Below are 26,820 nucleotides of genomic sequence, written 5' to 3' on the forward strand. Positions count from 1 at the left end.
GTGAAATACCTGCGAATTTTGGCACTGCCCCTGCTGTTTGGCCTTTGCGTGGCCCCGGTTTTGGCACAGGGTACCAATGTGGCCTTTGGCACGCTGGCGCAGGATACCAAGCTGCCGGTCGAAGTGACAGCCGACAATCTATCCGTTGATCAGGAAACCGGTGAGGCGATTTTCACTGGAAATGTGCTGATTGGTCAGGGTGAAATGCGCCTCTCTGCGCCGCGCGTTCTGGTGGTCTATCTGGCTGAGCAGAAAGGGATCGAACGGATGGAGGCGACAGGTGGTGTCACACTGGTCTCCGGCCCCGATGCCGCCGAATCAGAGCGGGCAGATTACAGCATTTCCGAGGGTACGATTGTGATGACCGGCAATGTCCTGCTGGATCAAGGGCCAAATGCCCTGAGCGCGGACAAGATGACGGTACAGTTATCTGATGGCACGGCGCAGATGTCAGGCCGTGTGAAAACCATCATCCAACCGGGTGGCGATAACTGATGACGCCCCCCGACTTGAAGGTTGCGACAGGCAGCGCCGGTTTGCGCATCGATCACTTGCGCAAATCCTACCGCAAAAAAGTCGTCATTCGCGATTTCTCAATGCATCTGAACCGGGGCGAGGTTGTTGCGCTGCTGGGCCCGAACGGGTCCGGGAAAACCACGACCTTTTATGCAGTTGCCGGCCTTGTCACCCCCGAGGGAGGCACCGTTCTGGTGGACGGCAAGGATGTCACCACCCTGCCGATGTACCGTCGCGCGCAGCTTGGCATCGGGTATCTGCCACAGGAAATGAGCATCTTTCGCGGGCTGTCGGTGCAGGACAATATTTCGGCAATCCTCGACATCTCCGTGCCCATTCGCCATCAGCGGCGTGAACGGCTGGAAGAGCTGCTGTCAGAATTTTCCATTGAACATCTGCGCCGCGCCCCTGCACTGGCCCTGTCAGGTGGGGAACGCCGCCGCGTCGAGATTGCCCGCTGTCTGGCGGCCAACCCGAATTACCTGTTGCTGGATGAACCCTTTGCTGGTGTCGATCCGATTTCAGTCGGGGACATCAGACATCTGGTTGCGGATCTGAAGAACCGTGGCATCGGGGTGCTGATCACCGATCACAACGTGCGGGAAACATTGGAAATTGTCGACCGCGCCTATATTCTTCACGAGGGCAAGGTACTGATGTCGGGCACGCCGGATGAGGTTGTGCAAAACGAAAATGTGCGCCGCGTCTACCTTGGCGACAACTTTCGAATTTCTTAATATCTCGCGAAAATACTCGGCCTTTTTTTGCTATAGCGTGATTTCCGAACCATTGACTTTGACCGCATTTCCGCGCCTGATAGAGCTATGGCAACACTGCGTTCCTGTCTATTCCTGCGTCGGCCTTCCTGCCAAGGCTTGGCTGACGTCAACCTGAACGCAACGCCATTTTCCCGCATCTCGCTTCATCCAGACCCCATGCAAATAGGGTCTTTGATGCATGCCAGATGACACGAACAAGGAGAACTTATGCGATACCAAATCAGCGGCAAACAAATCGACATCGGCGATGCGCTTCAGACTCATGTGAAAGCGGAACTGGGAGAAAGCGTTAAGAAATACGCCGAACGCCCCACCGATGCCGTCGTGATTTTTTCAAAGTCAGGACATGAGTTTGTCTGCGAGGCGACTGTTCATCTTTCCACCGGTCTGACCGCGTCCGCCAAGGCGCATAGCACAGAGATTTACGGTGCGTTTGATTCGTGTAATGAAAAGATGGAAAAGCAGCTGCGCCGCTACAAGCGCCGGTTGAAAGATCATCACAAGGAGCGTGCGGAGCCTGTTGAGTTTCTGGGCGCATCCTCGTATATCCTCGCCTCAGATAGCGATTCAGACGTACAGGAACCTGAAACCCTTCAACCCATGATCATCGCCGAAATGCAGACCAAGATTGCAACCTTGTCTGTCGGCGAAGCGGTTATGCAGATGGAGATCTCGGGGGCCCCGGTGCTGGTGTTTCGCAACGAAGGTAAAGACGGGGTGAACGTCGTGTACCGCCGCGAGGATGGTAACATTGGCTGGATTGACCCATAGGGAACCAAGTGAGCGCAGCCTCACGTCGATAGCAGAGTGGATTGAATGAATTTTTCAAAACTTCTGAAGCCGGAGGCGGTCAAGGTTCTGACCTCCGCCTCCAGCAAAAAGCGGTTGATGCAGGAACTCGGTGATCTGATGTTTGTTGCACACGGGCTTGAGGCTGATCGTGTTGTCGAGGCGCTGAATGCGCGCGAGGCATTGGGACCAACGGGTGTGGGCCATGGTGTGGCCCTGCCCCATGCCCGCCTTACTGGGCTAACCGAGGTTGTCGGCGCTTTTGTCCTGCTCGACACACCCATTGATTTCTCATCCGTAGACCGCCAGCCGGTTGATCTGGCCTTTGCCCTCTTCGCGCCGGAAGATGCCGGTGTTGAACATCTCAAGGCGCTTGCCTTGGTCTCTCGGACATTGCGCGATGTGTCGATCTGCAACAAGTTGCGGGCGAACCCGGATGCCGGAACGCTTTATACAATTCTGTCCGAAGAAAAATCCGCACAAGCGGCTTAGGCTTTACTTCCAGGCGGAAAACCCAAACATCATATAATCCCGCTGATAGGCATCAGCCGCCAGCGCCTCTATCTCGCCGTAATAGACCTGATCCAACGCAAAAGGTTGATCCGGCACGGGCTGAGATACGTCAGGGGCATCCGCCCGCCCTACTGCTGCCGCCAGATCAGCCAACTCGGCGCTTAGGTCCGCCTCTCTGACAAGGCGGTCGGGCAGGCAAAAACCTGCAAAACCTGCAATGGCCTGTGCCTGGGTACACCATGCCGCATCGACACGGATGGCGGTCTGCCCGGTCAGGTTACCCTTCAGGAACTTGAGAAAGGCGATGAATGCACTGCGATGCGCCGTCAGATCGTAACCCCCATCCGGGCCGTTCTCTGGCAGAGGCATTTTATATCGCCGCATCATGGTCTTGCGCAGTTGGACATAGCTGCCCTTGTCAACCGGCAGGATGTGTCGGCAAAACGCATCATGCGCGCGCTGCACCGGATGGCGCAGAACGGTAAAACTGCGGTGACCGGGGTGTTTGCGTTTCCACTGACGCAGGTCTTTTTGGGTCATTTTGGTCTGCAAATCGGACCTTGCCACCCCATCCAGTTCAGCCAGCCATTTCATAACAGACTCATGTGGGCCTGACCGCAGCGGCAAATACAATAACCCACTATCCGCAGCGGCAACGTAGGACGGCACAACCGGCCCGCGGCGCGGCTCAAAGTTGGGGGTTCTGGTCAGATCAAACCGATCCAGCTGCGCCAGTGCCGTGCTCATCTCATCATAGTTGCGGACCTTGGCAGAAATCGGGCTTGGGTTCTGTTTCTTCAGGCTTTGATCCAGGGCATCCAGCCTTGCGTCCACGCCCAGAAACCTTGCCAGCCCGTTCATCACATCGACATTTTGCAGGTCTTCATAGGCCACATAGAACGCCGTCTGCCCAGTGGTTTGCAAACGGTTCAACAGGGTAAGCTGAAAGGCCTGAAGCGCCTCAAGGTGGGTAGAAAACTCTTTTGCATCAAACTGCGCCTGCGCCGCCTTATGCGCTTTCATATCGGTCAGTTTCCACTGTCCGGTTTCCTGCGCGATCTTCCAGCTGACATAACTTTCCACCGGATTGCGGGTCAGAATGATCTTGGCACATGTATCATCATCGATGATGGCATCGAACACGCGCGGGTCGTGGTCATGAAAGTACCGAAATCCGTTTAGCCGCGCGGTATCGCCCCGGATCGCCGAGAGCAACAGCGTCGGGTCCGCATCACGCGCCTCCAGGTCAACACCAAGGATTGGTGCATTGTTGGGGTAGCCGATGAAATGGGGGTTAAACGCCTCCCCGTGGCAAATGATGCCATCAAAGGCATTCAGGTTTGCCTCAAGGAAATTCGATCCGGTCCGCATCTCTGCAAAGACAACAAAGCTTTGGAACTTGGGGGACATGCTATTGCACCAGATAGGGTTTGCGTTGCGCCTTGGGCGTGGCCGCGACACCGCGCTCCACAGGGAAATCACCCATCAGATAGGGGTGCATGCCCTGATTCTTAAGATTTTGCAGGAATTGACCAAAACCGGCCAGATCCACCATCTTGGGCGCTTCGGAAAGCCGGCTTAGCTTGGTACGGCCGATCTCATCCAGAATCCCTTGCAAGGGTTCCATCGGGGCCTCGATAAATTCGGCCATCGTCCAGATGCGCACCCGCGCCTTGGTATAGGGCGAACGCAGGATATCCATATGTTCGCTTTCCAGCTTTTGCAGGTTCGCAGCAATCGCCCGAATATCAGCAAAATCGCGGTTAGATCGAAACAGCGGGACAGCCCAGGCACCGGTGATCACCGAAATCTGCGCATTTGGATCTTTCGCCACCCGCCAGCAGATGTCCTGATTATCCGCAGGCCCAAATTGGAAACACTGGCGTTCACCACGGGTGTTCCAGATCAGATTGGTCAAGAACCCCCGGCCATTATAGTCGCGCAGCACCGCACTGTCAGAAAGCGCCCCGTTGATCGCATTTTGCCCGTCCGCATAATACACTTTGTCCTTGGCAAACAGATGCCCATGCACCCGGGCACCGGTGGCCGCAGCCAGCCAGGGTTCAAAGTTCTCAAACAACTCGGCAAAGCCCTGAAACATCGAATAGGGCGCAGCCGTCACGCCGTTTTCCCAGTCTTCATTCGGGAAACGGCTTTGCATATAAAGCCCCGATCGCCCTCGAGTCCGGCGTTCCACCGCTTTGGAAAAGATGCGGTCAATTTTGCCCGGATTCGGTTCGGTCTTTTTCATCGCGCCGGCAGCATCCGTCAGAAAGGCCGCATAGAGCCGATCCGCATAGGGCCAGATTTTGCGCGCGACAAAACAATCAGAGCGGCGCAGCAATTGCAGGTGGTCATCATAGAAAATATGCGGCTTGCCCTGAAAATCGAACTTGGACAGGGTCAGCGAGCGGCTTTCGATATTGCTGGAATAATGCCGCGCGAGGGTCTGAAAATAACTCTCGTCAGGGATCCAGACATGTTTGAAAAACCGGTCATAGGTCGGGCGCTCTGGATCTTGCAGGATCGCTGATAAGGTACGCCGCGACAGACACCACCACTGCGACCCCATATGTGCCACAATACCATTGGGCATCTTGCGCTGCAGACCCAGCGACCGCTGGGTGTTCACCAGAAGATCAAAAAGATATCGATTGCGTTTCCAGGAGACAGGGAACCGCAGAGTAAAACGTTCTTCATCCAACCCGCCAACGGTCCAAGGCACCTCGGAAGTGGTTGCGCTTTCGATGAAATCCGTATGCGGGCGCTCGCCAAGGTAGTCCAGAAGCTCTTGCACCGGACGCAGCGGCAGACAGGAACCGGACGCCAGATAGACGTGCCGCACCTGCGCGTATTGTGCCAACATCTGTTCCGACGCGGCCTGCGTCGCTTGCACAATGCCCCATGTTCCCCATTCACAGCGGTATCTCTTGCTGAATGTCACATGTTCCAGATCGGACAGGGCGGTAACAAAACTCTCATAGGTCTTTCGATCCACCACTTTGTCCACATGGATCACAACCGGACACCCCGCAGCGGACCAATGCCGCGCCACCTGCTCTGCCCGGCCAAGTGCTGTATGCACCAGCATGACAATCCCGACGTTCATGCCCAGTTTCCTTTGGACATGAGCCCCAGAATTTCAAGCTGACGCCAGTTGATGTAGCGTTCCGACCATTTGCACCACAGCTGCGGATCTTCTTTGATCCGCTCGGCATAGGCTTTGTATTCAACAGATCCGGCATAATGCTGGCTGCGCTCCAGCTCCTCTCTGGCTTTTTCGCCAAAGGTATCCAGAAACTTGGCATGCAGCAAAACACCCGAGGCTTTTTCACCGCCCCATTCATCGTAAACCTGATTAAGACCGCGCGGCAGCAGCATATGCGTCGAACTGACATAGGCATACCGCTTGTCCCATTTGACCAGCGGCACCTTGTTCAGCGCGGGTGCCTTGGCCGGATCATCAGGAAAAAAGACGCGGCTGCGCGGGCCGCCCTGAATCCACAGATTGCCAAAGCTGTGGTTGCGCGAAATGGTGTAGTTGCCGCTGTCAAACCAGCAGGCAATATCAATCGGATTCTGGCCGGACTGGTAAGGCTGTTCATCCAGCCGCCCCTTTGGGTACATATCCAGCAACATTGCCGAAAACGATTTAATCGACGAGGCATCCAGCCAATCCGTCAACGCCCGCAATGGTCGTGTATCACAGAACGGGAATACCAAAAATTCGTCGGGATCAACGGTCAGCACCCAATGGCCATGGGCGAATTTCATCTGCAGCCAGTTCAGCCAGTCAACGCCAAAACGGGCCCGCTTATAGCTGGCCTTGGTGCTCCAGACAGACACGTCGGGTTGGTCCGCGAGGTAATCCAGCGAACCATCATCACTGTCATTGTCCACGAAAAAGAAATGGCCCACGCCCATCTTGCGATAGTATTCAAGGAAATAGGGCAGCCGGATGCCTTCGTTGCGCTGGGTACAGAACAGCAAAAGGTCATCCGAACGGATCTGTCCCGTACGGATTGCAACCCGCTTGAGTTCCCGGCGTTTTCTAATCGCCCGGATGCGCCAACGCTTACGTTGAAGCCTCAGCCCGTATGACCGAAAAATGCCCAAACACCACCTTTTGCCTTCGGAAATACACCGCTCGTTTGTGCGATATCATCTTAACCTTAACACGGTCTTGAAATGATCAGCCCAATTTGGACCTACAAAGACGGATTCTTTGGTTGCATTTGGCGGTGTGTTTTTCCAACATTCGATTGTTTTTACCCATAATTCTTGGTCAAAAACAGGGGCAAATGATGCGTGATCGCCAATAATTTCCCGCAATACCGCCAAATCGTTGCATAAAACACGCGTTCGCAGCTGCAATGCCTCAATAGGCGGCAGGCCAAACCCCTCTGCATGGCTTGGAAAAAGCAGCCCGGCACTGCCTGCGACAAGGGTGGCAAGGGCACCGTCACTGAGGTTTGGTAGCTCTTTCACCGGACTGTCAGGCGGTAGTGCATCCAGTCGCGCAAATACCGCCTCATTGTTCCAGCCACGACTGCCACAGATTAACAACGGCGGCGCATCACGGCCAAGCTCCTGCCAGATATCCAGCAGAAACTGGTGGTTCTTACGGGGCTCGATCGTGCCAACCACAACAAAATAGGGTCGCGCAGGGGTCAGGCCATCCGGTAGCTCAGCCCGCATGGGTACAGCCGCACTTGCGCCCAGATGTGCCACAACGCCCCTTGGCAACGGCCCCCACGCCTGCATCATCGCCTCGGCACGCTGGCAGGTGTCTAGCGAATTGTAGATGATCCTGTCGGCATGACTGCGCACCCGCTGCAGCTTGTCCCGAAAGGGCATGGTTGTGCCGGGCCGCTGATACTCAGGGTGCTCCAGCGGGATAACGTCATGGATCATCACATCAATAGACCCAGACGCCGATTTGACACTCTGAAGGACCCGCTCTGTGAGGTTGCTGTGCCCGATGTTGAAATAGGCAAAGTCAGACGGCAGGTGAGTTTGCAACATCCGGTCCAACCGCAGGGGCAGGCACCGCGCCACTGCAAGGCGACGTATGTCGGATTCTGCCCGTATCAGAGCCTGATCTCGCCCTTTTGGCAATCTTGACAAAACGCTGGCGTGTCCCCAGTTGACCGTCCCACTCAGGCGCTCGCGAAAAGCGATCATCCCAGCACGATCCAACAGGACATAGCCAAACACCGTTCGTATCAATCCAAACGCTGGCAATTCATCGCTGACGAAGTGATCCAGATAGGCGCGTTCGACGCGGTCCACACCTGTCGCCATACGACCTGCGCGGCGCAGGCTCCTTGTCAGATCAAGCAGCCGCGCAGCAGGCATATCAGGCCTCGTAATGGCCGGATTGGTGCCATCTCCATGCATCTGTGATCATCTGTTTCATCGTTGATCTGTGAGGGTTCCAGCCCAGTTCCGCCATCGCCCGCGTGGACCCTGAAACCAGTTTCGTACAATCCCCCGGACGACGCGGCCCTTCATGACAAGGCACCGGCCTGTTGGTCACCGCATGGCTTTGATCCACAACTTCCCGCACTGAAAAACCGGTGCCAGTGCCAAGATTGAACACCCGACTGCCCCTTTCATCAGACAGCCATTTCAGCCCCAAAACATGGGCTTCCACCAAGTCACAGACATGCACATAGTCCCGGATACAGGTGCCATCGGGCGTATCGTAATCAGTGCCGAAAATTGTCAAGGCATCGCGTTTGCCATCAATCGCATCCAACATCAGCGGGACCAGATGTGTCTCTGGCCGGTGAAACTCGCCCACCTCACCATCCGGGTCCGCACCGGCCACATTGAAATAGCGAAAAATCACATGGCGCAATCCGTGGGCGGTTTCAAAATTGTGCAACATGTCCTCAATCGCACGTTTGGAGGCACCATAGGCGTTGATTGGCATCTGGGCGCTGTCTTCGTCCAACACAACATTGTCCTGATCCCCGTAGGTGGCACAAGTCGATGAAAAGACAAAATTCAGGCATCCTGCTGCCACAGCCGCTTCGATTAGGTTCAGCGATCCGGCAACGTTGTTACGCCAGTAGAGACCGGGATCCAGCATGCATTCGCCAACCAGACTAAGCGCCGCGAAGTGCATTACAGCGATGGGTTCATATTGCGCAAAAACAGAGTCTAACCTGACCCGATCCAGTAAATCACCCTGTTCAAAGGGGCCGAATTTCACCGCATCCCGCCAGCCTGTTACAAGGTTATCGAAGGTGACAGGCGTATACCCTGCGGCCTTCAATGCCTTGCAGGCATGCGAACCGATATAGCCTGCACCACCGGTCACCAATACATAGGCCATAGCGTCGGCTCCTCGCTTTAGGTGTCGCCGTCTAACATAATACTTTTCAGATAGGTCCGCAGATCATCCCGCAGTTCTTCACGTGCCAGCCCAAAGGATACGGTTGCCTGCAAAAACCCTGATTTAGAGCCACAATCAAAGCGCTGACCGCGAAAACGATAACCATGCACATTGTTCTCTTTTTCGATGTCCTGCGCAATTGCGTCGGTCAGCTGGATTTCACCACCGGAGCCCGATTTCATTTTGTTGAGGTTTTGCAGAACGCTGGGCGACAGAATATAGCGCCCGATCACCGCAAGGTTTGACGGCGCTTCGCCCACTGGCGGCTTTTCCACCATGCCTTTGACCTTGACCAGTTCGCCATCATCATCCGAAATATCCAGAACCCCGTAGGAAGAGGCACGTTCCGGGGCCACTTCCATCGCCGCAACCATATTGCCGCCAGTCTCGGCATAGGCTTCGACCATCTGCTGCAAGCAGGGTTTTTCCGCCGCGATCACATCGTCAGGCAACATCACCGCAAAGGGTTCATTGCCGATCAACCTCCGCGCACACCAGACCGCATGTCCAAGGCCCAGCGCCTTATGCTGACGCACATAGGCAATCGCGCCGCTGTCCATATTGGTGGACTTCAGAATATCCAACAGCTCTGTCTTGCCCTTCTTGCGCAGTTCCTGTTCCAGTTGCGGGGCCAGATCAAAGTAGTCTTCCAACGCGCCCTTGCCACGCGAGGTGACAAAGATGAATTCCTTGATCCCTGCGGCACGGGCCTCATCAATCGCGTATTGGACCAATGGTCGGTCAACGAGGGTCATGATTTCCTTGGGCACCGATTTGGTCGCGGGCAAAAACCGCGTGCCCATCCCGGCCACCGGAAATATCGCTTTTGTAACCTTTTTACGCATCTCGTCCTCAATACATTTCAATGTGGCTTATGCCATCTTCTCTATCCTGGGTCGTCCCAGCTTCTGTTGCCTCAGTCTTTGCTGAAACCACGCTGTCTGGCAACGCGTCTTTGTTCCTTTTCAAGCCGCCGTGACCTTGTTGTCATACGACATAGCGGCTCTGTCCGGTCCGATTTACCAAAAAGCCCGCCGCGCTGCACCCAAACTCCGGCATCATTCAGCGACAGTTGGTGATACATAGCACTATATGACAGGCTGATCAGGGTGACGATTTCGCCATTTTTCACCCTCTCCGCAGCGGTTTGCAGGTCTTTGCGAAATGTCAGAGGGCGAGAGGGCAACAAAACCGATTTGCGCGGGTGCATCGGAAAGCTTTTGAAAGGCGCTGCCGGATGGGCGGCCAGCTTCACCGGGGTCAGATCGCGGTCACGCCCTTCGCCATAGCCAAGATCCAGCCGGCCCATCAACTGGCGTACTGATCGCGGCTCCAGCCCGCCGGTGACCAAGTGGCGCAGCAATCTTTGCCGCTCTGCCATCCGCAGCTGCCGCCAGTGTGCCTCCCTGTCCGCAATCGCAACATGTTTGCGCTGAAATACGGCCCAGCTGGCACCGATTTCAAACAGGTCGCGCGGGACCCGGTTTGTGCTGCGCATCCGGTTGGCAGCAAACCCGTGGTGCACCTCTGCCAGAGGCACCAGCGCTGTTGCATGACCTGCGCGGGCCAGCCGCATGTTCAGATCCGTCTCGTCCAGAAAATAGTGAAACGCCGGATCAAAGCCGCCCAACTCAATCAAAACATCGCGGCGAACGGCCATATTTGTGCCTTCGGTCTTGACCGCCCGCCCTTTGGGCGGATGCAGCACCACAGGCACGTCATTCTGCAGATCCAATGCATGCGCCTCGCCAAAGCGATCAAGGCTGCGCGCCTTCCACTGGTATGAAATCCCGTTGCGCCCCCGCACAAAGCCGCCCATCCCAGCCACGTCACTTTGCAGGGCCGGTGCCACCAGATGGTGCAGCCATTGTGGTTCTGGCACAGCATCATCGTCGATAAAGGCAACTATATCACCAGCGGATTCAACAATGCCAAGGTTTCTTGCTGCCGATATGTTCGGCTCGTCAAACGGCACCAGCTTCAGGTCGGCGGCAAACGGCAGGTCCTGTGCCGTTTTGATGCCAGCCGGATCACTGACCACCACCACCTCAAAACTTGGGTACTGCAGTTGTACAACACCCATCAAACAGCGCCTTAATGCGTCGGGACGGTCCCGACTGACAATAACAACGCTGACCGGTAGATGCGTCATTCAAGACCCATTTTTGCCATCATAGACTCTATTTTTGGCACATCTTCAGGGTTATTCAATTCCCAGAATTCGCGCCCGTTCGCCTGCACCTCAACACACAGAACGGAACGTCCGTTTTCCATAAACCGCAACTGCTCCAAGCCCTCCAGCTGCTCAAGCGGGCCAGTTGGCCAGGACGGGTAAGCCACCAGTGCGTCAGGGCGATAAGCATAAACTCCGACATGGTGGAACACAGGGGTCATATCAGTCTCTGAATAGGGTTTAGATGTGAATGGCACGACCTCTTTCGAAAAATACATCGCACTGTGATCGGTGGCAAAAACCGCGGTTGTACCGCCAACGCGCCCGGCTTTGCGATCTGCCAACAGCGAATTCAATGTCGCCCCGTCGCAGCGCAGCACCGGTGTTGCGATCTCGGCATCAGGTGCTGATTTCAGACCCTGTACAAGGCTTTCGATAAACCAATGCGGCGTCAGGGGCGCATCCCCTTGCAGGTTGACAACGATGTCAAACCCACTGCCCAAAGCGGCATGCGCCTCGGCACAGCGTTCGGTGCCATTTGCGCATTCGCTTGAGGTCATGACAACTTCAGCACCAAAGGCCTCTGCCGCGTCTTTGATACGGTCATCATCTGTGGCGACCACAACACGATCAACCCCATTCACGGCACAGGCAGCCTGCCAGGAACGTTCGATCAGGGACAGCGATTTGCCGGTGGCCCCCTTAAGCTCGACAAGCGGCTTGCCCGGATAACGCGTCGAGGCAAAGCGGGCGGGGATGGCGATAAGAACCGACATCAGGCGGGCTTCAGCGCAGCGGAAGGCGCATGGGCAATAAAGAACGGATTGGCAAAATCGGGTTTGCCATAGGTCAAGGGGGTGTGATCATCAAACCGCACCACATCGCCACCCGCACCCAGCAAAACGGCATGCCCTGCGGCGGTATCCCACTCCATTGTCCGGCCAAGACGGGGGTAGATATCCGCCTCGCCGGTGGCAACCAGACAGAACTTTAGTGACGATCCGGCACTGGTCATGTCAGCGACATCATATTTGGCGATATAGTCATCTGTTGCCTGATCACGATGTGACTTTGACGCCACCACAACGAGCGCGGAATTATTCGCATCAGAGACCGATATCGGCGTCACTGCGCCCACAGTACCCTTGTCAAAATCCCCGGTTTCCTCCACAGACTGCCCGTTCGCTTGGGTAAAGAACATCCGCGACTTTGCGGGCGCATAGACAACACCGCGGGTCGGTTTGCCGTTTTCAACCAGCGCGATATTCACGGTGAAATCGCCGCGCCGGTGAATGAATTCTTTTGTGCCATCCAATGGATCGACAATCAAAAACGTGTCCCCCTTGGCGCTATGGGTGGCAGATTGCTCTTCGGTGACCAGCATCACATCAGGAAACGCGGCACGCAGGCCCGCGCTAATGATCGCATCCGCAGCTTCATCCGCAGCGGTGACCGGGCTGTCGTCGGATTTGGATTTCACGTCAAAATCGTCCTGACCGTAGATCTCCATGATCTTGTCGCCGGCCTGCAATGATAGTTTTCGCATCACAGTCACTAGGTTCTCATAATCCATACAAGGCATACCTTTAGGCTTTAGTTGATCGGGGCTTTCTTCCACCTTATGCTGTCAGCGTAACGGAACAGCAAGAATTCCGTGCAACAGTAGGCTTTGTCAAAGGGCAGCAGTGATGTTTCAATCCAAGCGGAAACCCAAGGGTGGCATATCAATTGTGCTCTCTATGGCAGAGTTGGTGTACCATTCGATTGTGCGCAGTGTGCGCAAACAACACAATAATGCGTTCATCGCGATTGGCATTAATGTCATGCAAACGGCGATGTTCGTCGCTGCATTTTATCTCATGTTCACAATTCTGGGTGCGAAAGGCGCTGCGATCCGCGGTGATTTTCTGGTCTACCTGATGACGGGCATTTTCCTTTATCTGACCCATATCAAGGCCATCGGATCAGTCATGGGAGCAGAAGGGCCCGCCAGTCCGATGATGCAACACGCCCCGATGAACACGATCATCGCCATTCTATCGGGGGCTTTGGGGGCACTTTATATTCAAGTGCTTTCGCTATTTCTGGTTTTATTCGCCTATCACGTCGCGTGGAGCCCGATCAGCATTGATCAACCCGTCAATGCGTTCCTGATGGTTGTGCTGTCGTGGTTTACCGGATGTTCACTTGGTCTGGTGTTTCTGGCGATTAAGCCCTGGTTTCCTGCATTCGTGGCCCTTGCCTCTCAATTATACCAACGGGCGAACATGCTGGCATCCGGCAAGATGTTCGTTGCCAATACCCTGCCCGGTTATATGTTGGCGATGTTTGACTGGAACCCACTGTTTCATACCATCGACCAAGCGCGGGGGTTTGCATTTATCAACTACAATCCGCGCTATTCAAACTGGGAATATGCCTTTTGGGTTGCGATTGTGCTGATTATGATTGGGCTGATGGGCGAGTTCTATACCCGCAGACATGCCTCACTCAGCTGGAATGCACGGCGCTAGCCGCTATTCCACCACCCGCAATGTCAGATTGACCCGCCCGCCTTTGGGCAGCAAACGGGATGAACCGGCGCGCAGCCGGTCTACACCATGATAGGCAAGGCGGGCCTCACCCCCCATCACCACAACATCTCCCGATTGCAGCCAGACAGATTCAGTTTTGCCGCCTCGCGTCACATTACCAATCCGAAATAGCGCATCATCGCCCAGGGACACGGACAGAACCGGCCATTGAAAATCTGCTTCATCCTTGTCCTGATGCATGCCCATCCGAGCATCAGGTACGTAATAGTTAATCAAACAACACTCTGGCTGTCGGTCCAGCCCGGTCACCTGATCCCAGATCTCTAGAATTTGGGAAGGGATTGCGGGCCAGGAAGCGCCGTTGGGATGGTTGGAGACATAGCGATATCCAGCCCGATCCGAATACCAGCCGTATTTCCCCGCCGCCGTCATCCGAACCGACATTTGTTTGCCTTGGGGGGTGTCCGGCCGGAACAAAGGTGCCGATCGCACCACGCCGCGCACCGCCTTCACCAGCGCGTGCTGTGCCGGCAGATCCAGCAACCCCTTGTGAATAACAAAGCCCCGCAGCGTTAATTTGGTCATAACACCCCTGTTCTGCGCTAATTTCTGAAAAATCGGTGCAGATTCCTCATTTCTCGGGGGTGGCAGCGCTTGCGAGCCTGAACACCGCTCCTTATATACCCACCGAACCGCTGAAAGCCTGTTGCTTTCAGTGTCAACAGATCGGGGCAAAGGTGCCATAACGGGCCTCATGCCTCGTGTCATCGCCTTAACGAAGAAAAGGGATCGAAAACATGGCCAAAGTAATTGGTATTGACCTTGGAACAACAAACAGCTGTATCGCCATCATGGACGGCAGCCAGCCTCGCGTGATCGAAAACGCCGAAGGCGCACGGACCACACCCTCTATCGTCGCCTTCACTGACGACGAACGTCTGGTAGGCCAGCCTGCAAAACGTCAGGCTGTCACAAACCCCGACAACACGATTTTCGGTGTGAAACGTCTGATCGGTCGTCGCAATGACGATGCGGATCTGGCAAAGGACAAAAAGAACCTCCCCTTCAATGTGATCGACGGCGGTAACGGCGACGCATGGGTAGAAGCACGTGGCGAAAAGTATTCGCCTTCGCAAATCTCTGCGTTCATCTTGGGTAAGATGAAAGAAACAGCCGAGTCCTATCTGGGCGAGGATGTGACACAGGCGGTTATCACCGTTCCTGCCTATTTCAACGACGCCCAGCGTCAAGCCACCAAAGACGCCGGGAAGATTGCCGGCCTTGAAGTACTACGCATCATCAACGAACCAACTGCTGCTGCCCTGGCCTATGGTCTGGACAAAGAGCAGACACAAACCATCGCAGTTTATGACCTTGGTGGTGGTACATTCGACGTTACCATCCTCGAAATCGACGATGGTCTGTTCGAAGTGAAATCCACCAACGGCGACACTTTCCTTGGCGGTGAAGACTTTGACATGCGCATCGTGAACTACCTTGCGGATGAGTTCAAAAAGACCAACGGCGTTGACCTGACCAAAGACAAGATGGCGCTCCAGCGTCTGAAGGAAGCGGCAGAAAAGGCCAAGATTGAACTGTCCAGCGCCAGCCAGACAGAGATCAACCAGCCGTTTATCTCCATGGGTTCCGACGGTTCACCGTTGCACATGGTGATGAAGCTGACCCGCGCCAAACTGGAAAGCCTTGTTGGCGACCTGATCAAAGCGTCCATGAAGCCTTGTAAGGAAGCGTTGAAAGATGCCGGCCTGTCCGCATCCGACATCGACGAAGTTGTTCTGGTTGGTGGTATGACCCGCATGCCGCGCGTTGTTGAGGAAGTGACAAAATTCTTCGGCAAGGAGCCGCACAAAGGTGTAAACCCTGACGAAGTTGTGGCCCTTGGTGCTGCAATTCAGGCCGGTGTTCTGCAAGGCGACGTCAAAGACGTTGTTCTGCTGGACGTAACGCCATTGTCCCTGGGTATTGAAACCCTTGGCGGTGTCTTTACCCGTCTGATCGACCGTAACACCACGATCCCAACGAAAAAATCTCAGGTTTTCTCGACCGCCGAAGACAACCAGAACGCCGTGACGATCCGCGTGTTCCAGGGTGAGCGTGAGATGGCTGCCGACAACAAGATCCTCGGCGCCTTCAACCTTGAAAACATCCCGCCTGCCCCACGTGGCATGCCACAGATCGAGGTGACGTTTGACATCGACGCCAACGGTATCGTTGCGGTTGGTGCGCTTGATAAGGGTACCGGCAAAGAGCAGAAGATCACGATCCAGGCTTCTGGTGGTTTGTCGGATGCGGATATCGAGCAGATGGTGAAAGACGCCGAAGAGAACGCCGAAGCGGATAAGGACCGTCGCGAGCTGATCGAAGCGAAGAACCAGGCAGAAAGCTTGATCCACTCGACCGAAAAGTCTGTGGAAGAGCATTCCGACAAGGTCGATCCAACTACGGTTGAAGCGATCGAACTGGCCATCGCGGCGCTGAAAGACGAGCTGGAAACAGACGATGCCGGCAAAATCAAATCCGGTATTCAGAACGTCACCGAGGCGGCAATGAAGCTGGGCGAGGCCATCTACAAGGCATCGGCCGAAGCCAGTGAAGACGATATGGCCGCTGCCGCGGACGAGCAAGGCGGACCGGTGGATGACGATATTGTCGACGCCGAATTCGAAGACCTCGACGACGACAAACGCACTTCTTAATCGTAGGCGGAACACGTGATATGGGCCGGTCCGATTTGACGGGCCGGCCCTTCACGTTCCTTGTAAAGGACCTGATCCATGGCAAAACGTGATTATTATGAAGTGCTTGGCGTCGCCAAGGGCGCGTCAGCGGATGAGATCAAAAAAGGGTTTCGCAAGAAAGCCAAGGAACTGCATCCCGACCGCAATTCTGACAATCCCAACGCTGAAGCACAGTTCAAAGAGGCCAACGAGGCCTATGACGTCCTGAAAGCCCCCGACAAAAAGGCGGCCTATGATCGCTATGGTCATGCAGCCTTTGAAGGTGGCATGGGCGGCGGTGGCGGACGTCCCGGCGGTGGTATGGGCGGCGGTCAGGGTGACTTTGGCTCTGCCTTCTCGGATGTTTTCGACGACCTGTTTGGCGATTTCATGGGCCAGCGTGGCGGCGGCGGTGGACGCCGTGCCGCACGCGGTGCTGACCTGCGTTACAATCTGCGCATCTCCCTGGAAGACGCTTATGCAGGTATGCAGAAGTCCATCAACGTGCCAACATCCGTGCAATGTGACAGCTGCTCCGGCTCTGGCGCAGAAGGTGGCGCTGAACCCACCACATGTCCAACCTGTTCTGGTATGGGCAAAGTTCGCGCACAGCAGGGTTTCTTTACCGTCGAACGCACCTGCCCGACCTGTTCCGGCATGGGCCAGATCGTCAAGAACCCGTGCAAAACATGTCGTGGTGCAGGCCGTACCGAGAAAGAGCGTTCGCTCAGCGTCAACATCCCTGCGGGTGTTGAAACCGGCACCCGCATCCGTCTGGCTGGCGAAGGCGAAGCGGGCATGCGCGGCGGGCCATCCGGCGACCTTTATATCTTTATCGAAGTGGCCGAGCATGACTTGTTCGAACGCGATGGGCCAAACCTGTTCTGCCGTGTGCCTGTCTCGATGAGCACCGCTGCATTGGGTGGCAATATCGAGGTGCCCACAATCGACGGCGGGCGTGGCCGCGTTCAAATCCCCGGCGGCAGCCAGTCCGGCCGCCAGATGCGTCTGCGTGGCAAAGGTATGCCACCACTGCGCGGCGGCGGTGTGGGTGATATGATCATCGAACTTGCGGTGGAAACCCCGGTGAACCTGACCAGCCGCCAAAAGGAACTGTTGAAAGAGTTTGAAGATCTGTCTTCGGAAAACAATCCCGAAAGCAGCAGCTTTTTCTCAAGCGTCAAATCTTTCTGGGATTCGATGAAGGGCTAAGCATTTTGCATGACACCCAGCCTGCAAGCTGGGTGTCTTACTCTTGCCACCTTAACCGAATCCTAACCATGTTTGCACAACCTGTGCATATGACACATTTTGCCGAACAAGCGCTGCCATTCTTGTTGGACAGTTTCGACAACATCCGACCAATTGCAGTGACCAAACCCTCTTACCTCAGGGATCACCGCCAACGGCTGCGGGCACGGTTCATGGCTGGCGGTGCCGATGCGATCCCGGATTACGAACTGCTGGAGCTGGTGCTGTTTCGTGCGATTCCACAGGGCAACGTCAAACCCTTGGCCAATGCGCTGATAGAGCGGTTCGGAGACTTCAACCGCGTCATCTCTGCCCCAGAGGGGCGGTTGCTGGAAACTGATGGCGTGACTGAAGATGTTGTTGTCGAGCTCAAAATCGTCGAAGCGACCGCACAACGACTGGCCCGTGCCAAGGTGATGCAGCGTCAGATCGTGTCAAGCTGGGATGACCTGCTGACCTATTGCCACACCAAGATGGCCCACCGCGAAACGGAGCAGTTTCGCGTGCTCTTCCTGGACAGCAAGAACGTTTTGATTGCGGATGAGGCACAGGGCCAGGGTACCGTGGACCATGTACCCGTCTATCCGCGCGAGGTCGCAAAGCGGGCGCTGGAACTCAACGCTTCTGCGCTGATCCTTGTACACAACCATCCCTCGGGTGATCCGACCCCTTCCGTTTCCGACATCCAAATGACCGAACAAGTAGCCCGCGCCTGCGATGCACTGGGACTGTCGCTGCATGACCATCTGATCATTGGGAAATCAACTGAACTTAGCTTCCGCTCGGAAGGGTATCTTTAACGTACCCAGACCTCGACCCGCCGGTTTGCCTGACGGCCCCAGCTTGTGTCATCACAAGCCATGGGCATCGCTTCACCAAAGGCATCTACCCCAAGAGCGACACGCTCTAGATTGGCGGTCACTGCCGCGGCGCTGACACCGCGCATGACGGCCTCTGCCCGGCGCAGGGCGATATCGCGGTTAGGTTTTGCCGCCCCCTGCCCATCACTGAATCCAACAAACAGGATCTGGCGCGCATCATACCGCCCTTGTTCCAGCGCACGGGCAAGCTGTTGAACATTTGACCGCGATTGCGCGTCAAGACGGATCGACCCTGTCTCAAACCGAAACGAGGTTGTCAGCCGCGTCATTGGGGACAGGGTGGCCACCATACGCTGGATTTCTTCCAGCGTAATCTCTGGCCCTGCAACTGTGATGGCATTGGCAAAACGGTTGCCCTGCACAGCGATCGGGATCTCTTCCGGCGCTTGATCCACAAAGCCAGCACGCCGAATAACGTTTTGCGCAGCGCCACTGCGTGAAAATGCAAGAAACTCGCGGGCAATCAGAGGCAGGCGCCGTGCCGGGAAATACAGGAACATCGGTGCCGTCAGCGGATAATCTTCGGTTTTTATTGTCCTGCGACTGGCATTCAACGCAAATCCACAGGAGCCGCCCAATGTCAAAACCCGTGTGTTGTGCTGTTCGGCAAAGCTGGTCAAGCCAATGGCCAAGGTATCCTTTGCCACTGCCTGCGCGATTTGTGCAGGCACAGGATGTCGAATGGCGCTTGGCGAAAGTTCAAGTTTCGACGGCTTCATGACCTGATCTTCGATAGCCTGCGACAGCCCGCTTGCCTCATCCGGCAGATGCAGGTCAATGGGCGCATCCGGTCCGCCCAGGACATTCCAATTGGTGATCTCGCCGGCAAATACCTGCGCCAGTTTCTGGGGTGAGATGTCGCGCAATGGGTTGCCCGCCGCGACAACAGGGACAACGGCATCCAGCGCCAGCACCCGGCTGCGGTTTGGGCCTGTAAGGTCACCCATGCCAGCCTCACGTGCCAATTTCCGTTCAGCAGGGCGGATTTCACGCAAGGCCATCACAATATCCGCCTCATCCGCAAGCAGATCAGCAAAGCCTTCATCAGTGTTGCTGGCGCGAAACCCGAATCGCGCAGCCAGCTTACCACTGCCGGTATCGGTCAACGATAAAACGAACCGGGTGCTGTCGACATCTTCACGCTTCACTGAATAACCGCTGCGCTGCGCGAAGGCTTCAACAAGCGCCGGCATCAAAACCGCACCCATGGTCGCAGAGCCAGACATCTCAACTTCGGCAATAAAATCTTGCAGGTTCGGGCAGCCCGGACCGGTGCATGACACACCAGAGCCGTCGACGGTCAACTCGCCATAATCGGTGGACAGGCGGTAAAATTCGCCATCAAAGCCCAGAAGCGTGCCGCTCAATTCGACCTTACCATCACGCGAGCTGAGCGTGACGTCTTGTGCCATCGCGGAGACAGCAGAGAACAGCAAAAGTGCGGCGAAGACCGCCGCACGTTTCAGGATGATCATAGGACCTCGGTGGTATGTGTTATCTGCCAGCGACTTTCAGGTCTTGCAGCAAATTATTCAACACCAGAAAGCTGCCTTCGGCATCACAATCAGGCACCGGCAGGATCAAATTCTGCGTTTTGATGCTGCCGTCGGGTTGAATTTCCAGCGACTGTGCCTCGATCTCAAGGCCACAATTCGCCTCTGTCACCTCGGTCTCCACGCTCAGGGCAATGCTGCCGCTGCGGGCGTTATGCGCCTTCGGGAAGCTATAGACCTCTGCCAGCAGCAGATCAGCCGCCTGCATGTCGCCATGACGTGTCAGCACACCGCCGCTGCCGGTTACCGCATCCGCAATCTCACCCGGCGCACCGTCCCACAAATGGCCGTCCGATCCGTAATCCGCACCAAACTCGCGGGCGTGGATTTGAAAGCCTGTGTTGCCTTTCCACTGCAAAACAGAGCGGTCAAAATTCGCCAGTTCTTCCACAGTGGTCTGGGCCACGGCCCCCTCACCATTTGTGAAGGCAAGGATGAACACCGCTTCCTGCGCCAAGGCCGGAACCCGAAGCGAGATTTCACCCGCGTCCGATGTGGTCACCGTAAAGATCATGCCGTTGTGGTGGACAGTGACCCGTTCGTTGGGCAAGCAGGCCGCCTGCATGTTCAGATCAACCATCGCTGCCGCGACAGGGCGGGCCGATGCGGTGATATCGCAGGCAGGTGAAGGCGTCGCTTCGGCAGCACCGTACATCTGTGGTTCAGTCAGGGCGCTGGGTGGCGTCGAAACAGTCATAACCTCGGCATCGGGCTGTGGCAGTTCTATACCAGTTTCAAATTCTGCGGAGGTCAGCGTGATTTCCTGCACATTCAGCAGAGCATTCGCCGCTGACGCCCCTTTGAGTTCTGGCATGTCTTCCGGCCGCTCAATTTCCGTCGGACCGTAGAATGCCTGTGCAGATTCGGAGTTCTGCATGATAAATCCGATGCCAATTGCACAGCCCAGTGCAGCAACCGCAGTCAGAATTTCCTTTTTTCGCAGCATGATCTTGTCCCTTCAAACGGAATCGTTCGAAGCATTGATCGCGCATCATCAGGGCCAGGGTATGACCCTGATGCGAGGAATGTTTGTCAAAACAGAGGCAAAACCTTAGGCCAGACGTCCGTGGCAATGTTTGAATTTCTTGCCCGAACCACAGGGGCAATCATCATTCCGCCCCGGAGAACCCCAGGTTGTGGGATCATTCTCGTCGAAACCTGCAATCGCTTTCCCAGATTCCGCCTGCGGGGCCTGATCGGCTGCGGCAGCAGCAGCTGCTGCCTGCATGGCTGCTTGTTGTGCCCGCAGCTCTTCCATCATTGCGGCGCGTTCCTCTTCGGACATAGGCTGGATTTGACCAAGTTTCTGGGTCACTTCCATGCGCAAGCTGTCAAGCATGCCCTCGAACAGCTGGAAGGATTCGTTTTTATATTCGTTCAAAGGATCGCGTTGCGCATAACCACGGAACCCCACAACAGACCGCAGATGTTCCAAAGTCAGCAGATGTTCCTGCCATTTGGTATCAATCGCTTGCAACAACAGCTGCTTTTCGATGTTGCGCATGTTTTCGGCACCAAAGACCTCGGCTTTTTCCGCCATCATCTTATCTGACGCTTCGATCAGCCGCTCGCGGATCACATCGTCGTCCGCACCTTCTTCCTCGCACCATGCAACCATCGGCAGGTCCATGTTCAGATGCTCTGCCACACCTTCGGCAAACCCTTTGGAATCCCACTGATCAGCGTAGGTTTTCGGCGGCATATAGGTATCGATCAGATCGTCAATCACCTGATGGCGCATGTCGGTTGTGATCTCGGAGAGGTCTTGTGACTCCATGATGTCGCGGCGCTGGCCAAAGATAACCTTGCGCTGTTCGTTCATCACATCATCAAATTTCAACAACTGTTTACGAATGTCAAAGTTGCGCCCTTCAACCTTGGCCTGCGCCCGTTCCAGCGATTTGTTGACCCAAGGGTGAATGATCGCTTCGCCTTCTTTCAGGCCCAGCGATGTCAGCACTTTTTCCAACCGTTCGGACCCGAAAATCCGCATCAGATCATCTTCCAGTGACAGGAAGAACGAGGTACGCCCCGGGTCACCCTGACGGCCAGAGCGGCCGCGCAGCTGGTTATCGATACGCCGGCTTTCGTGACGTTCAGAGGCCAGAACATAAAGGCCCCCGGCCTCCAGTACCTTTTTCTTTTCCTCGGCATGTTCCGCCTCGATCCGGCTGCGGATCGCGACGGGGTCCGCATCAGGATCGGCATCCAGCGCCTCAAGCACTTTCAACTCGACGTTGCCGCCCAATTGAATATCCGTCCCGCGACCAGCCATGTTGGTAGCGATTGTGACCGCCCCCAGTTTGCCCGCATCGGCAATGATCTGCGCTTCCTGCTCGTGCTGGCGCGCGTTCAGAACATTGTGCTGGATACCAGCGGCAGTCAGCATCTGAGAGAGTTGTTCGGATTTCTCAATCGACGTGGTCCCAACAAGGCAAGGCTGGCCCTTGGCGTTCGCCTCTTTCACCTTGTCGATCATCGCCTGATATTTTTCGCCTACTGTGCGATAGACCGCATCATCCTCATCCACCCGTGCAATCGGCACGTTTGTGGGGATTTCAACAACGCCCAGCCCGTAAATTTCACCAAATTCTTCGGCCTCGGTCAGCGCGGTACCGGTCATCCCGGCCAGCTTGTCATAAAGACGGAAATAGTTCTGGAAGGTCACAGAAGCGAGCGTGACGTTCTCGGACATGATCGAAGTGCCCTCTTTCGCCTCAATCGCCTGATGCAGACCATCCGACAGGCGGCGGCCCTGCATCATCCGTCCGGTGAATTCATCGATCAACATGATCTCACCGTCACGGACGATGTAATCCTTGTCTTTGGTGAACAGTGTATGCGCGCGCAGGCCCTGATTGACATGATGCACAATCGTGGTGCTTTCAGGGTCATACAGCGACTGCCCCTCTTCCAGCAGCCCCTCACCACGCAGCAATTCCTCAAGGAATTCGTTGCCATCATCGGTAAAGGTGACGTTGCGGGTTTTCTCGTCCAGCTCGTAATGTTCAGGCTTCAGCGAAGGGATCAGCTTGTTGACGGTGACATACATGTCCGACCGGTCCTGCGCGGGGCCAGAGATGATCAGCGGCGTACGCGCTTCATCAATCAGAATACTGTCCACCTCGTCGACAATCGCAAAGAAGTGATGCTTTTGCAGGATCTCGTCGAGGTTCGACTTCATATTGTCACGCAGATAGTCGAAACCCAACTCATTGTTGGTCGCATAGGTGATGTCACAGCTATAGGCGGCGCGTTTCGCTTCGGAACTCATCCCCGCAATCGCAGCACCGGTGGTCATCCCCAAGGCAGCAAACACCTTACCCATCCAGTCCGCATCCCGCTGAACCAGATATTCGTTGACTGTCACAACATGCACACCCTTGCCCGGCAAGGCGTTCAGATAGGCGGCCAAAGCAGCAGTCAGGGTTTTACCCTCACCGGTCTTCTGCTCAGAAATATTGCCTTGGTGCAGGAAAATCGCCGCCAGCAACTGTGTATCAAAAGCCCGCAGGCCCAAGGTCCGCCGCGCCGCTTCGCGACAGTTGGCAAAGGCTTCGGGCAGCAGATCGTCAAGGCTTTCACCACCCATGGCACGTGTGGCCAGTTCTTCGGTCTTGTCCTTCAGGCCCTCATCGCTCAGCTTTTCGAAGTCCGGCTCAAGCGCATTAACCTTTGCCACCAGCGGGCGGGTCGCTTTGATTTTGCGATCGTTTGGCGTGCCAAAGACCTTTTTGGCGATTGTTCCGATACCCAGCATGTGCTCTCCAGCCGACGTTTGAATTCTGCGCAGCGATGTGCTTGCCCAAGCCTCAGTCAGCCCATAGATAGATGGGGAACGTGGCTTGCGTGTGCGCCCTTTAGGGCGATGTAAGGGCCGCACCATAGGCTGTCAATGTAGCAGCCCTTTACAGAGCTTAACGATAGGACGATCCATGCAAAAACCCCTCACTTATCTGGCATCTTTGGCGCTGGCCGTCACATTGGCCCTGCCCGTCACCGCCGAAGACAAGCCAAACGTCGACACGGTGGTCGCAACCGTCAACGGCAAGGACATCACTCTGGGTCATATGATCATCGCCCGCGCGACCCTGCCCCAGCAATATCAGGACCTGCCGGACGAAGTGTTGTACAAGGGTATTCTGGATCAATTGGTACAACAGACCGCGCTTGCCGACACTCATGAGGGCGACCTGCCCAAGCGGGTGACCCTGTCGCTGGAAAACGAAACACGCTCCCTGACTGCGGGTGAGGTGATCGAAGGTGTGATGGCTGCCCCGGTCGAAGAGGATGCAATCAAAGCCGCCTATGACGCCCAGTACAAAGATCAGGAAGCGGGCGAGGAATATAACGCCTCTCACATTCTTGTCGAAACCAAGGAAGAGGCGGACGCCATCAAGGAAGCCCTTGATGAAGGTGCCGATTTTGCCGAACTGGCGCGTGAAAAATCCACTGGCCCCTCTGGTCCGGGTGGCGGGTCCCTAGGTTGGTTTGGTGCCGGCATGATGGTTCCCACATTCGAGGCAGCTGTTGTTGAAATGGAACCGGGCGCAGTATCCGCGCCGGTGGAAACACAATTTGGCTGGCATGTGATCAAGCTGAACGAGACACGCAAAACCAAGGCACCTCAGATGGAGGACGTCCGCGAGGAATTGGAACTTCAGGTGCGCCAGACCCTTGTGCAGACCCGCATCGAGGAAATCACGGAAAAGGCCGATGTTGACCTTATGTCAGAACAGGTGATCGACCCGGCGCTGATCAAAAACATCGACTGGCTGGAGTAACGCAGTTGGGAAAGATCACAAAGGTATCGCCGCTGGCCCCTGCCGGTTTTCCTGAACTGCCCGTGATCGAGGGTGTGCAATTCGCCACCGTCGCTGCCGGTGTCAAATACAAGGACCGCACCGATGTGATGCTGGCACAGCTTGCGCCGGGCACCGCGATTGCGGGTGTTTTCACCCGTTCGCAAACCCGCGCCGCGCCGGTTCTCGATTGTCAGGCCAAGATTGGCGGTGCCACCGAAAAAGGGGCCGCCATTCTGGTGAACTCAGGCAATGCCAATGCCTTTACCGGACGGCGGGGTATCGAGGCGGTTGAGGCGATTACCGCTTCGGTGGCGCAGGTCTGTGACATCCCACAGGCGCGCGTCTTCACCTCCTCCACCGGAGTTATTGGTGAACCTTTGCCATTTGAACGAGTCACTGCGGTGATTGAGACAGCCAAGGCATCCCTGAATCCGGGCAATATCGCCGATGCGGCGCGCGCCATCATGACCACTGACACCTTTGCCAAAGGCGCATCAGCAACGGTTGATATCGGTGGCAAAACGGTTTCCATAGCGGGCATTGCCAAGGGCTCTGGTATGATTGCGCCTGATATGGCGACGATGCTGGTGTATATCTTTACCGATGCGATTGTTGATCAGACGGCCTTGCAAGCCATGGTTTCTGACGATTCCGACAGGACGTTTAACTGCATCACCGTCGACAGCGATACCTCAACCTCTGACAGCCTGATTGTGGCAGCTACAGGGGCGTCGGGCGTGAATGCCACAGATGATGATACGTTCAGGGACGCCCTGCACGGCGTGATGCAAAACCTCGCGTTTCAGGTTGTGCGTGATGGTGAAGGGGCAACCAAATTTGTCGAAATCGCCGTAACCGGTGCTGCCAGTGACGCTGATGCCAAGCTGCATGCCATGGCCATTGCCAACTCTCCCCTGGTGAAAACCGCAATTGCCGGCGAAGATCCAAACTGGGGCCGGGTTGTGATGGCCGTTGGAAAATCCGGCGCGGCAGCAGACCGCGACCGGCTTTCAATCCGGTTCGGCGATGTCGAAGTTGCCAAAGACGGCTGGCGCAGCCCCGCCTATTCAGAGGCAGATGCCGCCGCGCATATGAAAGGTGAAGAAATCCAGATCGCCGTCGATATCGGCATCGGATCGGGCACATCAACGGTTTGGACCTGCGATTTGACCCATGGATACATCGAGATCAACGCGGACTATCGGTCATGAAAGTTGTTCTGGTCTCCGCGGTAGCGTTGATCGATGTGGATGGACGAATCCTGCTGGCTCAACGCCCAGAAGGGAAATCCATGGCTGGCCTGTGGGAGTTTCCTGGCGGCAAGGTCGAGACGGGCGAAACACCCGAGGTTGCGTTGATCCGCGAGTTGCAGGAAGAACTGGGCATCAACACCTGGTCGTCCTGCCTGGCCCCGCTGACCTTTGCCAGCCACAGCTACGACAACTTTCACCTTGTGATGCCGCTTTTTGCCTGTCGCAAGTGGGAGGGAACGCCATACTCAAAGGAAAATCAGGCGCTTAAGTGGGTCCATGCCAAGGATTTGCGGAATTACCCCATGCCCGCCGCCGACCTGCCCCTGATCCCGATTTTGCGCGATTGGCTGTGAAAGCCCCGAAATTTACTTAAATTCTCGCGTATCGGGAAACAATTGACTGGCAGCTTCACGAATTGTTGACTATGTTTTCCCTACTGTCTGGGGAGAGAGAATATGCTGCGTACTATCACGCTTGGATCATGTGTATCCGTTCAAGGTATTTTTGTTAAGGATTTGGCAGATGGCCGTGTCGCTGTAAAAGTCGACGATACTGTCTTTGCCGGGACACCCGTTCGCAAAAACTAGTCCTTCCGGTTCTGCCGGAACGTAAAAAGGGGCCGCTTCCGCTGC

24 protein-coding genes are annotated in these 26,820 nt (G+C 55.8%); 11 read left to right on the forward strand and 13 right to left on the reverse strand.

Features of this window, described 5'->3' with window-relative positions; genetic code table 11:
• From lptA to QQL78_RS15210, 4 genes are all read left to right on the forward strand, one after another.
• On the forward strand, positions 1-495 hold the full coding sequence (gene lptA / locus QQL78_RS15195) for a lipopolysaccharide transport periplasmic protein LptA (RefSeq protein ID WP_284374657.1): 495 nt from the start codon (positions 1-3) through the stop codon (positions 493-495).
• A complete protein-coding gene (lptB, locus tag QQL78_RS15200; RefSeq protein WP_284374658.1) occupies positions 495-1,253 on the forward strand; it encodes an LPS export ABC transporter ATP-binding protein in 759 nt (252 codons plus the stop codon). Before lptA ends, lptB begins: the two co-directional genes overlap by 1 nt.
• Before the next feature lie 249 nt (positions 1,254-1,502).
• A complete protein-coding gene (hpf, locus tag QQL78_RS15205) occupies positions 1,503-2,066 on the forward strand; it encodes a ribosome hibernation-promoting factor, HPF/YfiA family (RefSeq protein WP_284374659.1) in 564 nt (187 codons plus the stop codon).
• 45 nt (positions 2,067-2,111) lie between these two features.
• Positions 2,112-2,576 carry a PTS sugar transporter subunit IIA gene (locus tag QQL78_RS15210; protein WP_284374660.1) on the forward strand — a complete coding sequence of 155 codons (465 nt, stop codon included), beginning with the start codon at positions 2,112-2,114 and terminating at the stop codon, positions 2,574-2,576.
• A 3-nt stretch (positions 2,577-2,579) separates the two neighbouring features.
• Here QQL78_RS15210 and QQL78_RS15215 read toward each other — a convergent pair whose 3' ends face one another.
• From QQL78_RS15215 to cysQ, 9 genes are all read right to left on the reverse strand, one after another.
• Positions 2,580-4,007 carry a nodulation protein NodH gene (locus QQL78_RS15215; protein WP_284374661.1) on the reverse strand — a complete coding sequence of 476 codons (1,428 nt, stop codon included), beginning with the start codon at positions 4,005-4,007 and terminating at the stop codon, positions 2,580-2,582.
• Between the two features lies 1 nt (position 4,008).
• Positions 4,009-5,706, reverse strand: coding sequence for a DUF5927 domain-containing protein (locus tag QQL78_RS15220; protein ID WP_284374662.1), 1,698 nt, complete (start codon positions 5,704-5,706; stop codon positions 4,009-4,011).
• Entirely contained in the window at positions 5,703-6,713 is a 1,011-nt protein-coding gene (locus QQL78_RS15225) for a glycosyltransferase family 2 protein (RefSeq protein WP_284374663.1), read from the reverse strand. Before QQL78_RS15225 ends, QQL78_RS15220 begins: the two co-directional genes overlap by 4 nt.
• 45 nt (positions 6,714-6,758) lie before the next feature.
• Positions 6,759-7,997, reverse strand: coding sequence for a glycosyltransferase (locus QQL78_RS15230; protein WP_284374664.1), 1,239 nt, complete (start codon positions 7,995-7,997; stop codon positions 6,759-6,761).
• Positions 7,957-8,940, reverse strand: a complete 984-nt coding sequence (gene galE, locus QQL78_RS15235) for a UDP-glucose 4-epimerase GalE (protein WP_284374665.1) — start codon at positions 8,938-8,940, stop codon at positions 7,957-7,959. Before galE ends, QQL78_RS15230 begins: the two co-directional genes overlap by 41 nt.
• 17 nt (positions 8,941-8,957) lie before the next feature.
• A complete protein-coding gene (galU, locus tag QQL78_RS15240; RefSeq protein ID WP_284374666.1) occupies positions 8,958-9,845 on the reverse strand; it encodes a UTP--glucose-1-phosphate uridylyltransferase GalU in 888 nt (295 codons plus the stop codon).
• A gap of 71 nt (positions 9,846-9,916) precedes the next feature.
• Positions 9,917-11,152: a glycosyltransferase family 2 protein gene (locus QQL78_RS15245; RefSeq protein ID WP_284374667.1), complete on the reverse strand. Its 1,236-nt coding sequence runs from the start codon at positions 11,150-11,152 to the stop codon at positions 9,917-9,919.
• Complete coding sequence (locus QQL78_RS15250; protein WP_284374668.1) at positions 11,149-11,949, reverse strand: 3-deoxy-manno-octulosonate cytidylyltransferase family protein; 801 nt, start codon at positions 11,947-11,949, stop codon at positions 11,149-11,151. Before QQL78_RS15250 ends, QQL78_RS15245 begins: the two co-directional genes overlap by 4 nt.
• Positions 11,949-12,746, reverse strand: coding sequence for a 3'(2'),5'-bisphosphate nucleotidase CysQ (gene cysQ / locus QQL78_RS15255; RefSeq protein ID WP_284374669.1), 798 nt, complete (start codon positions 12,744-12,746; stop codon positions 11,949-11,951). Before cysQ ends, QQL78_RS15250 begins: the two co-directional genes overlap by 1 nt.
• Positions 12,747-12,861: 115 nt before the next feature.
• Between cysQ and QQL78_RS15260 the strand changes: the two genes are divergently transcribed.
• The gene (locus QQL78_RS15260; protein WP_284374670.1) at positions 12,862-13,686 is read left to right on the forward strand and encodes an ABC transporter permease; all 825 of its coding nucleotides are present in this window, start codon (positions 12,862-12,864) and stop codon (positions 13,684-13,686) included.
• A gap of 3 nt (positions 13,687-13,689) precedes the next feature.
• Here the strand turns inward: QQL78_RS15260 and QQL78_RS15265 are convergent, their stop codons facing one another.
• Positions 13,690-14,292, reverse strand: coding sequence for an alpha-ketoglutarate-dependent dioxygenase AlkB family protein (locus QQL78_RS15265; protein WP_284374671.1), 603 nt, complete (start codon positions 14,290-14,292; stop codon positions 13,690-13,692).
• A 212-nt stretch (positions 14,293-14,504) separates the two neighbouring features.
• On the opposite strand from QQL78_RS15265, the gene dnaK reads away from it, so the two are divergent.
• The 3 genes from dnaK (at position 14,505) to radC (ending at position 18,496) form a co-directional block, all read left to right on the forward strand.
• Positions 14,505-16,424, forward strand: coding sequence for a molecular chaperone DnaK (dnaK, locus tag QQL78_RS15270; RefSeq protein ID WP_284374672.1), 1,920 nt, complete (start codon positions 14,505-14,507; stop codon positions 16,422-16,424).
• Positions 16,425-16,502: 78 nt separating this feature from the next.
• Entirely contained in the window at positions 16,503-17,657 is a 1,155-nt protein-coding gene (gene dnaJ, locus QQL78_RS15275) for a molecular chaperone DnaJ (protein WP_284374673.1), read from the forward strand.
• An 89-nt stretch (positions 17,658-17,746) separates the two neighbouring features.
• A complete protein-coding gene (gene radC, locus QQL78_RS15280) occupies positions 17,747-18,496 on the forward strand; it encodes a RadC family protein (protein WP_386258934.1) in 750 nt (249 codons plus the stop codon).
• Here radC and QQL78_RS15285 read toward each other — a convergent pair.
• The 3 genes from QQL78_RS15285 to secA form a co-directional block, all read right to left on the reverse strand.
• The gene (locus QQL78_RS15285) at positions 18,493-20,052 is read right to left on the reverse strand and encodes a substrate-binding domain-containing protein (RefSeq protein ID WP_284374675.1); all 1,560 of its coding nucleotides are present in this window, start codon (positions 20,050-20,052) and stop codon (positions 18,493-18,495) included. The two genes, radC and QQL78_RS15285, sit on opposite strands and share 4 nt — an antisense overlap.
• A gap of 19 nt (positions 20,053-20,071) precedes the next feature.
• Complete coding sequence (locus QQL78_RS15290; RefSeq protein WP_284374676.1) at positions 20,072-21,076, reverse strand: hypothetical protein; 1,005 nt, start codon at positions 21,074-21,076, stop codon at positions 20,072-20,074.
• Positions 21,077-21,181: 105 nt separating this feature from the next.
• The gene (gene secA / locus QQL78_RS15295; RefSeq protein WP_284374677.1) at positions 21,182-23,890 is read right to left on the reverse strand and encodes a preprotein translocase subunit SecA; all 2,709 of its coding nucleotides are present in this window, start codon (positions 23,888-23,890) and stop codon (positions 21,182-21,184) included.
• 175 nt (positions 23,891-24,065) lie between these two features.
• Between secA and QQL78_RS15300 the strand changes: the two genes are divergently transcribed.
• Genes QQL78_RS15300 through mutT form a run of 3 tightly spaced genes read left to right on the forward strand, consistent with a single transcriptional unit; the run spans position 24,066 to position 26,541 of the window.
• Positions 24,066-24,914: a peptidylprolyl isomerase gene (locus tag QQL78_RS15300; protein WP_284374678.1), complete on the forward strand. Its 849-nt coding sequence runs from the start codon at positions 24,066-24,068 to the stop codon at positions 24,912-24,914.
• Between the two features lie 5 nt (positions 24,915-24,919).
• Positions 24,920-26,146: a bifunctional glutamate N-acetyltransferase/amino-acid acetyltransferase ArgJ gene (gene argJ, locus QQL78_RS15305; protein ID WP_284374679.1), complete on the forward strand. Its 1,227-nt coding sequence runs from the start codon at positions 24,920-24,922 to the stop codon at positions 26,144-26,146.
• Positions 26,143-26,541 (forward strand): 8-oxo-dGTP diphosphatase MutT, encoded by a 399-nt coding sequence (mutT, locus tag QQL78_RS15310; RefSeq protein ID WP_284374680.1) that lies wholly within the window; start codon positions 26,143-26,145, stop codon positions 26,539-26,541. Before argJ ends, mutT begins: the two co-directional genes overlap by 4 nt.
• The last annotated feature ends 279 nt before the right edge of the window (positions 26,542-26,820 follow it).

This window comes from Sulfitobacter pacificus (assembly GCF_030159975.1).
In the GTDB taxonomy this organism is placed as follows: Bacteria; Pseudomonadota; Alphaproteobacteria; order Rhodobacterales; family Rhodobacteraceae; genus Sulfitobacter; species Sulfitobacter pacificus.

Coding starts and splice junctions, on each gene's coding strand:
- lptB (WP_284374658.1), top strand. CDS start 495: ATGACGCCCCCCGACTTGAAGGTTGCGACAGGCAGCGCCGGTTTGCGC.
- hpf (WP_284374659.1), top strand. CDS start 1,503: ATGCGATACCAAATCAGCGGCAAACAAATCGACATCGGCGATGCGCTT.
- QQL78_RS15210 (WP_284374660.1), top strand. CDS start 2,112: ATGAATTTTTCAAAACTTCTGAAGCCGGAGGCGGTCAAGGTTCTGACC.
- QQL78_RS15215 (WP_284374661.1), bottom strand. CDS start 4,007: ATGTCCCCCAAGTTCCAAAGCTTTGTTGTCTTTGCAGAGATGCGGACC.
- QQL78_RS15220 (WP_284374662.1), bottom strand. CDS start 5,706: ATGAACGTCGGGATTGTCATGCTGGTGCATACAGCACTTGGCCGGGCA.
- QQL78_RS15230 (WP_284374664.1), bottom strand. CDS start 7,997: ATGCATGGAGATGGCACCAATCCGGCCATTACGAGGCCTGATATGCCT.
- galE (WP_284374665.1), bottom strand. CDS start 8,940: ATGGCCTATGTATTGGTGACCGGTGGTGCAGGCTATATCGGTTCGCAT.
- galU (WP_284374666.1), bottom strand. CDS start 9,845: ATGCGTAAAAAGGTTACAAAAGCGATATTTCCGGTGGCCGGGATGGGC.
- QQL78_RS15245 (WP_284374667.1), bottom strand. CDS start 11,152: ATGACGCATCTACCGGTCAGCGTTGTTATTGTCAGTCGGGACCGTCCC.
- QQL78_RS15250 (WP_284374668.1), bottom strand. CDS start 11,949: ATGTCGGTTCTTATCGCCATCCCCGCCCGCTTTGCCTCGACGCGTTAT.
- cysQ (WP_284374669.1), bottom strand. CDS start 12,746: ATGGATTATGAGAACCTAGTGACTGTGATGCGAAAACTATCATTGCAG.
- QQL78_RS15260 (WP_284374670.1), top strand. CDS start 12,862: ATGTTTCAATCCAAGCGGAAACCCAAGGGTGGCATATCAATTGTGCTC.
- QQL78_RS15265 (WP_284374671.1), bottom strand. CDS start 14,292: ATGACCAAATTAACGCTGCGGGGCTTTGTTATTCACAAGGGGTTGCTG.
- dnaK (WP_284374672.1), top strand. CDS start 14,505: ATGGCCAAAGTAATTGGTATTGACCTTGGAACAACAAACAGCTGTATC.
- dnaJ (WP_284374673.1), top strand. CDS start 16,503: ATGGCAAAACGTGATTATTATGAAGTGCTTGGCGTCGCCAAGGGCGCG.
- radC (WP_386258934.1), top strand. CDS start 17,747: ATGACACATTTTGCCGAACAAGCGCTGCCATTCTTGTTGGACAGTTTC.
- QQL78_RS15285 (WP_284374675.1), bottom strand. CDS start 20,052: ATGATCATCCTGAAACGTGCGGCGGTCTTCGCCGCACTTTTGCTGTTC.
- QQL78_RS15290 (WP_284374676.1), bottom strand. CDS start 21,076: ATGCTGCGAAAAAAGGAAATTCTGACTGCGGTTGCTGCACTGGGCTGT.
- secA (WP_284374677.1), bottom strand. CDS start 23,890: ATGCTGGGTATCGGAACAATCGCCAAAAAGGTCTTTGGCACGCCAAAC.
- QQL78_RS15300 (WP_284374678.1), top strand. CDS start 24,066: ATGCAAAAACCCCTCACTTATCTGGCATCTTTGGCGCTGGCCGTCACA.
- mutT (WP_284374680.1), top strand. CDS start 26,143: ATGAAAGTTGTTCTGGTCTCCGCGGTAGCGTTGATCGATGTGGATGGA.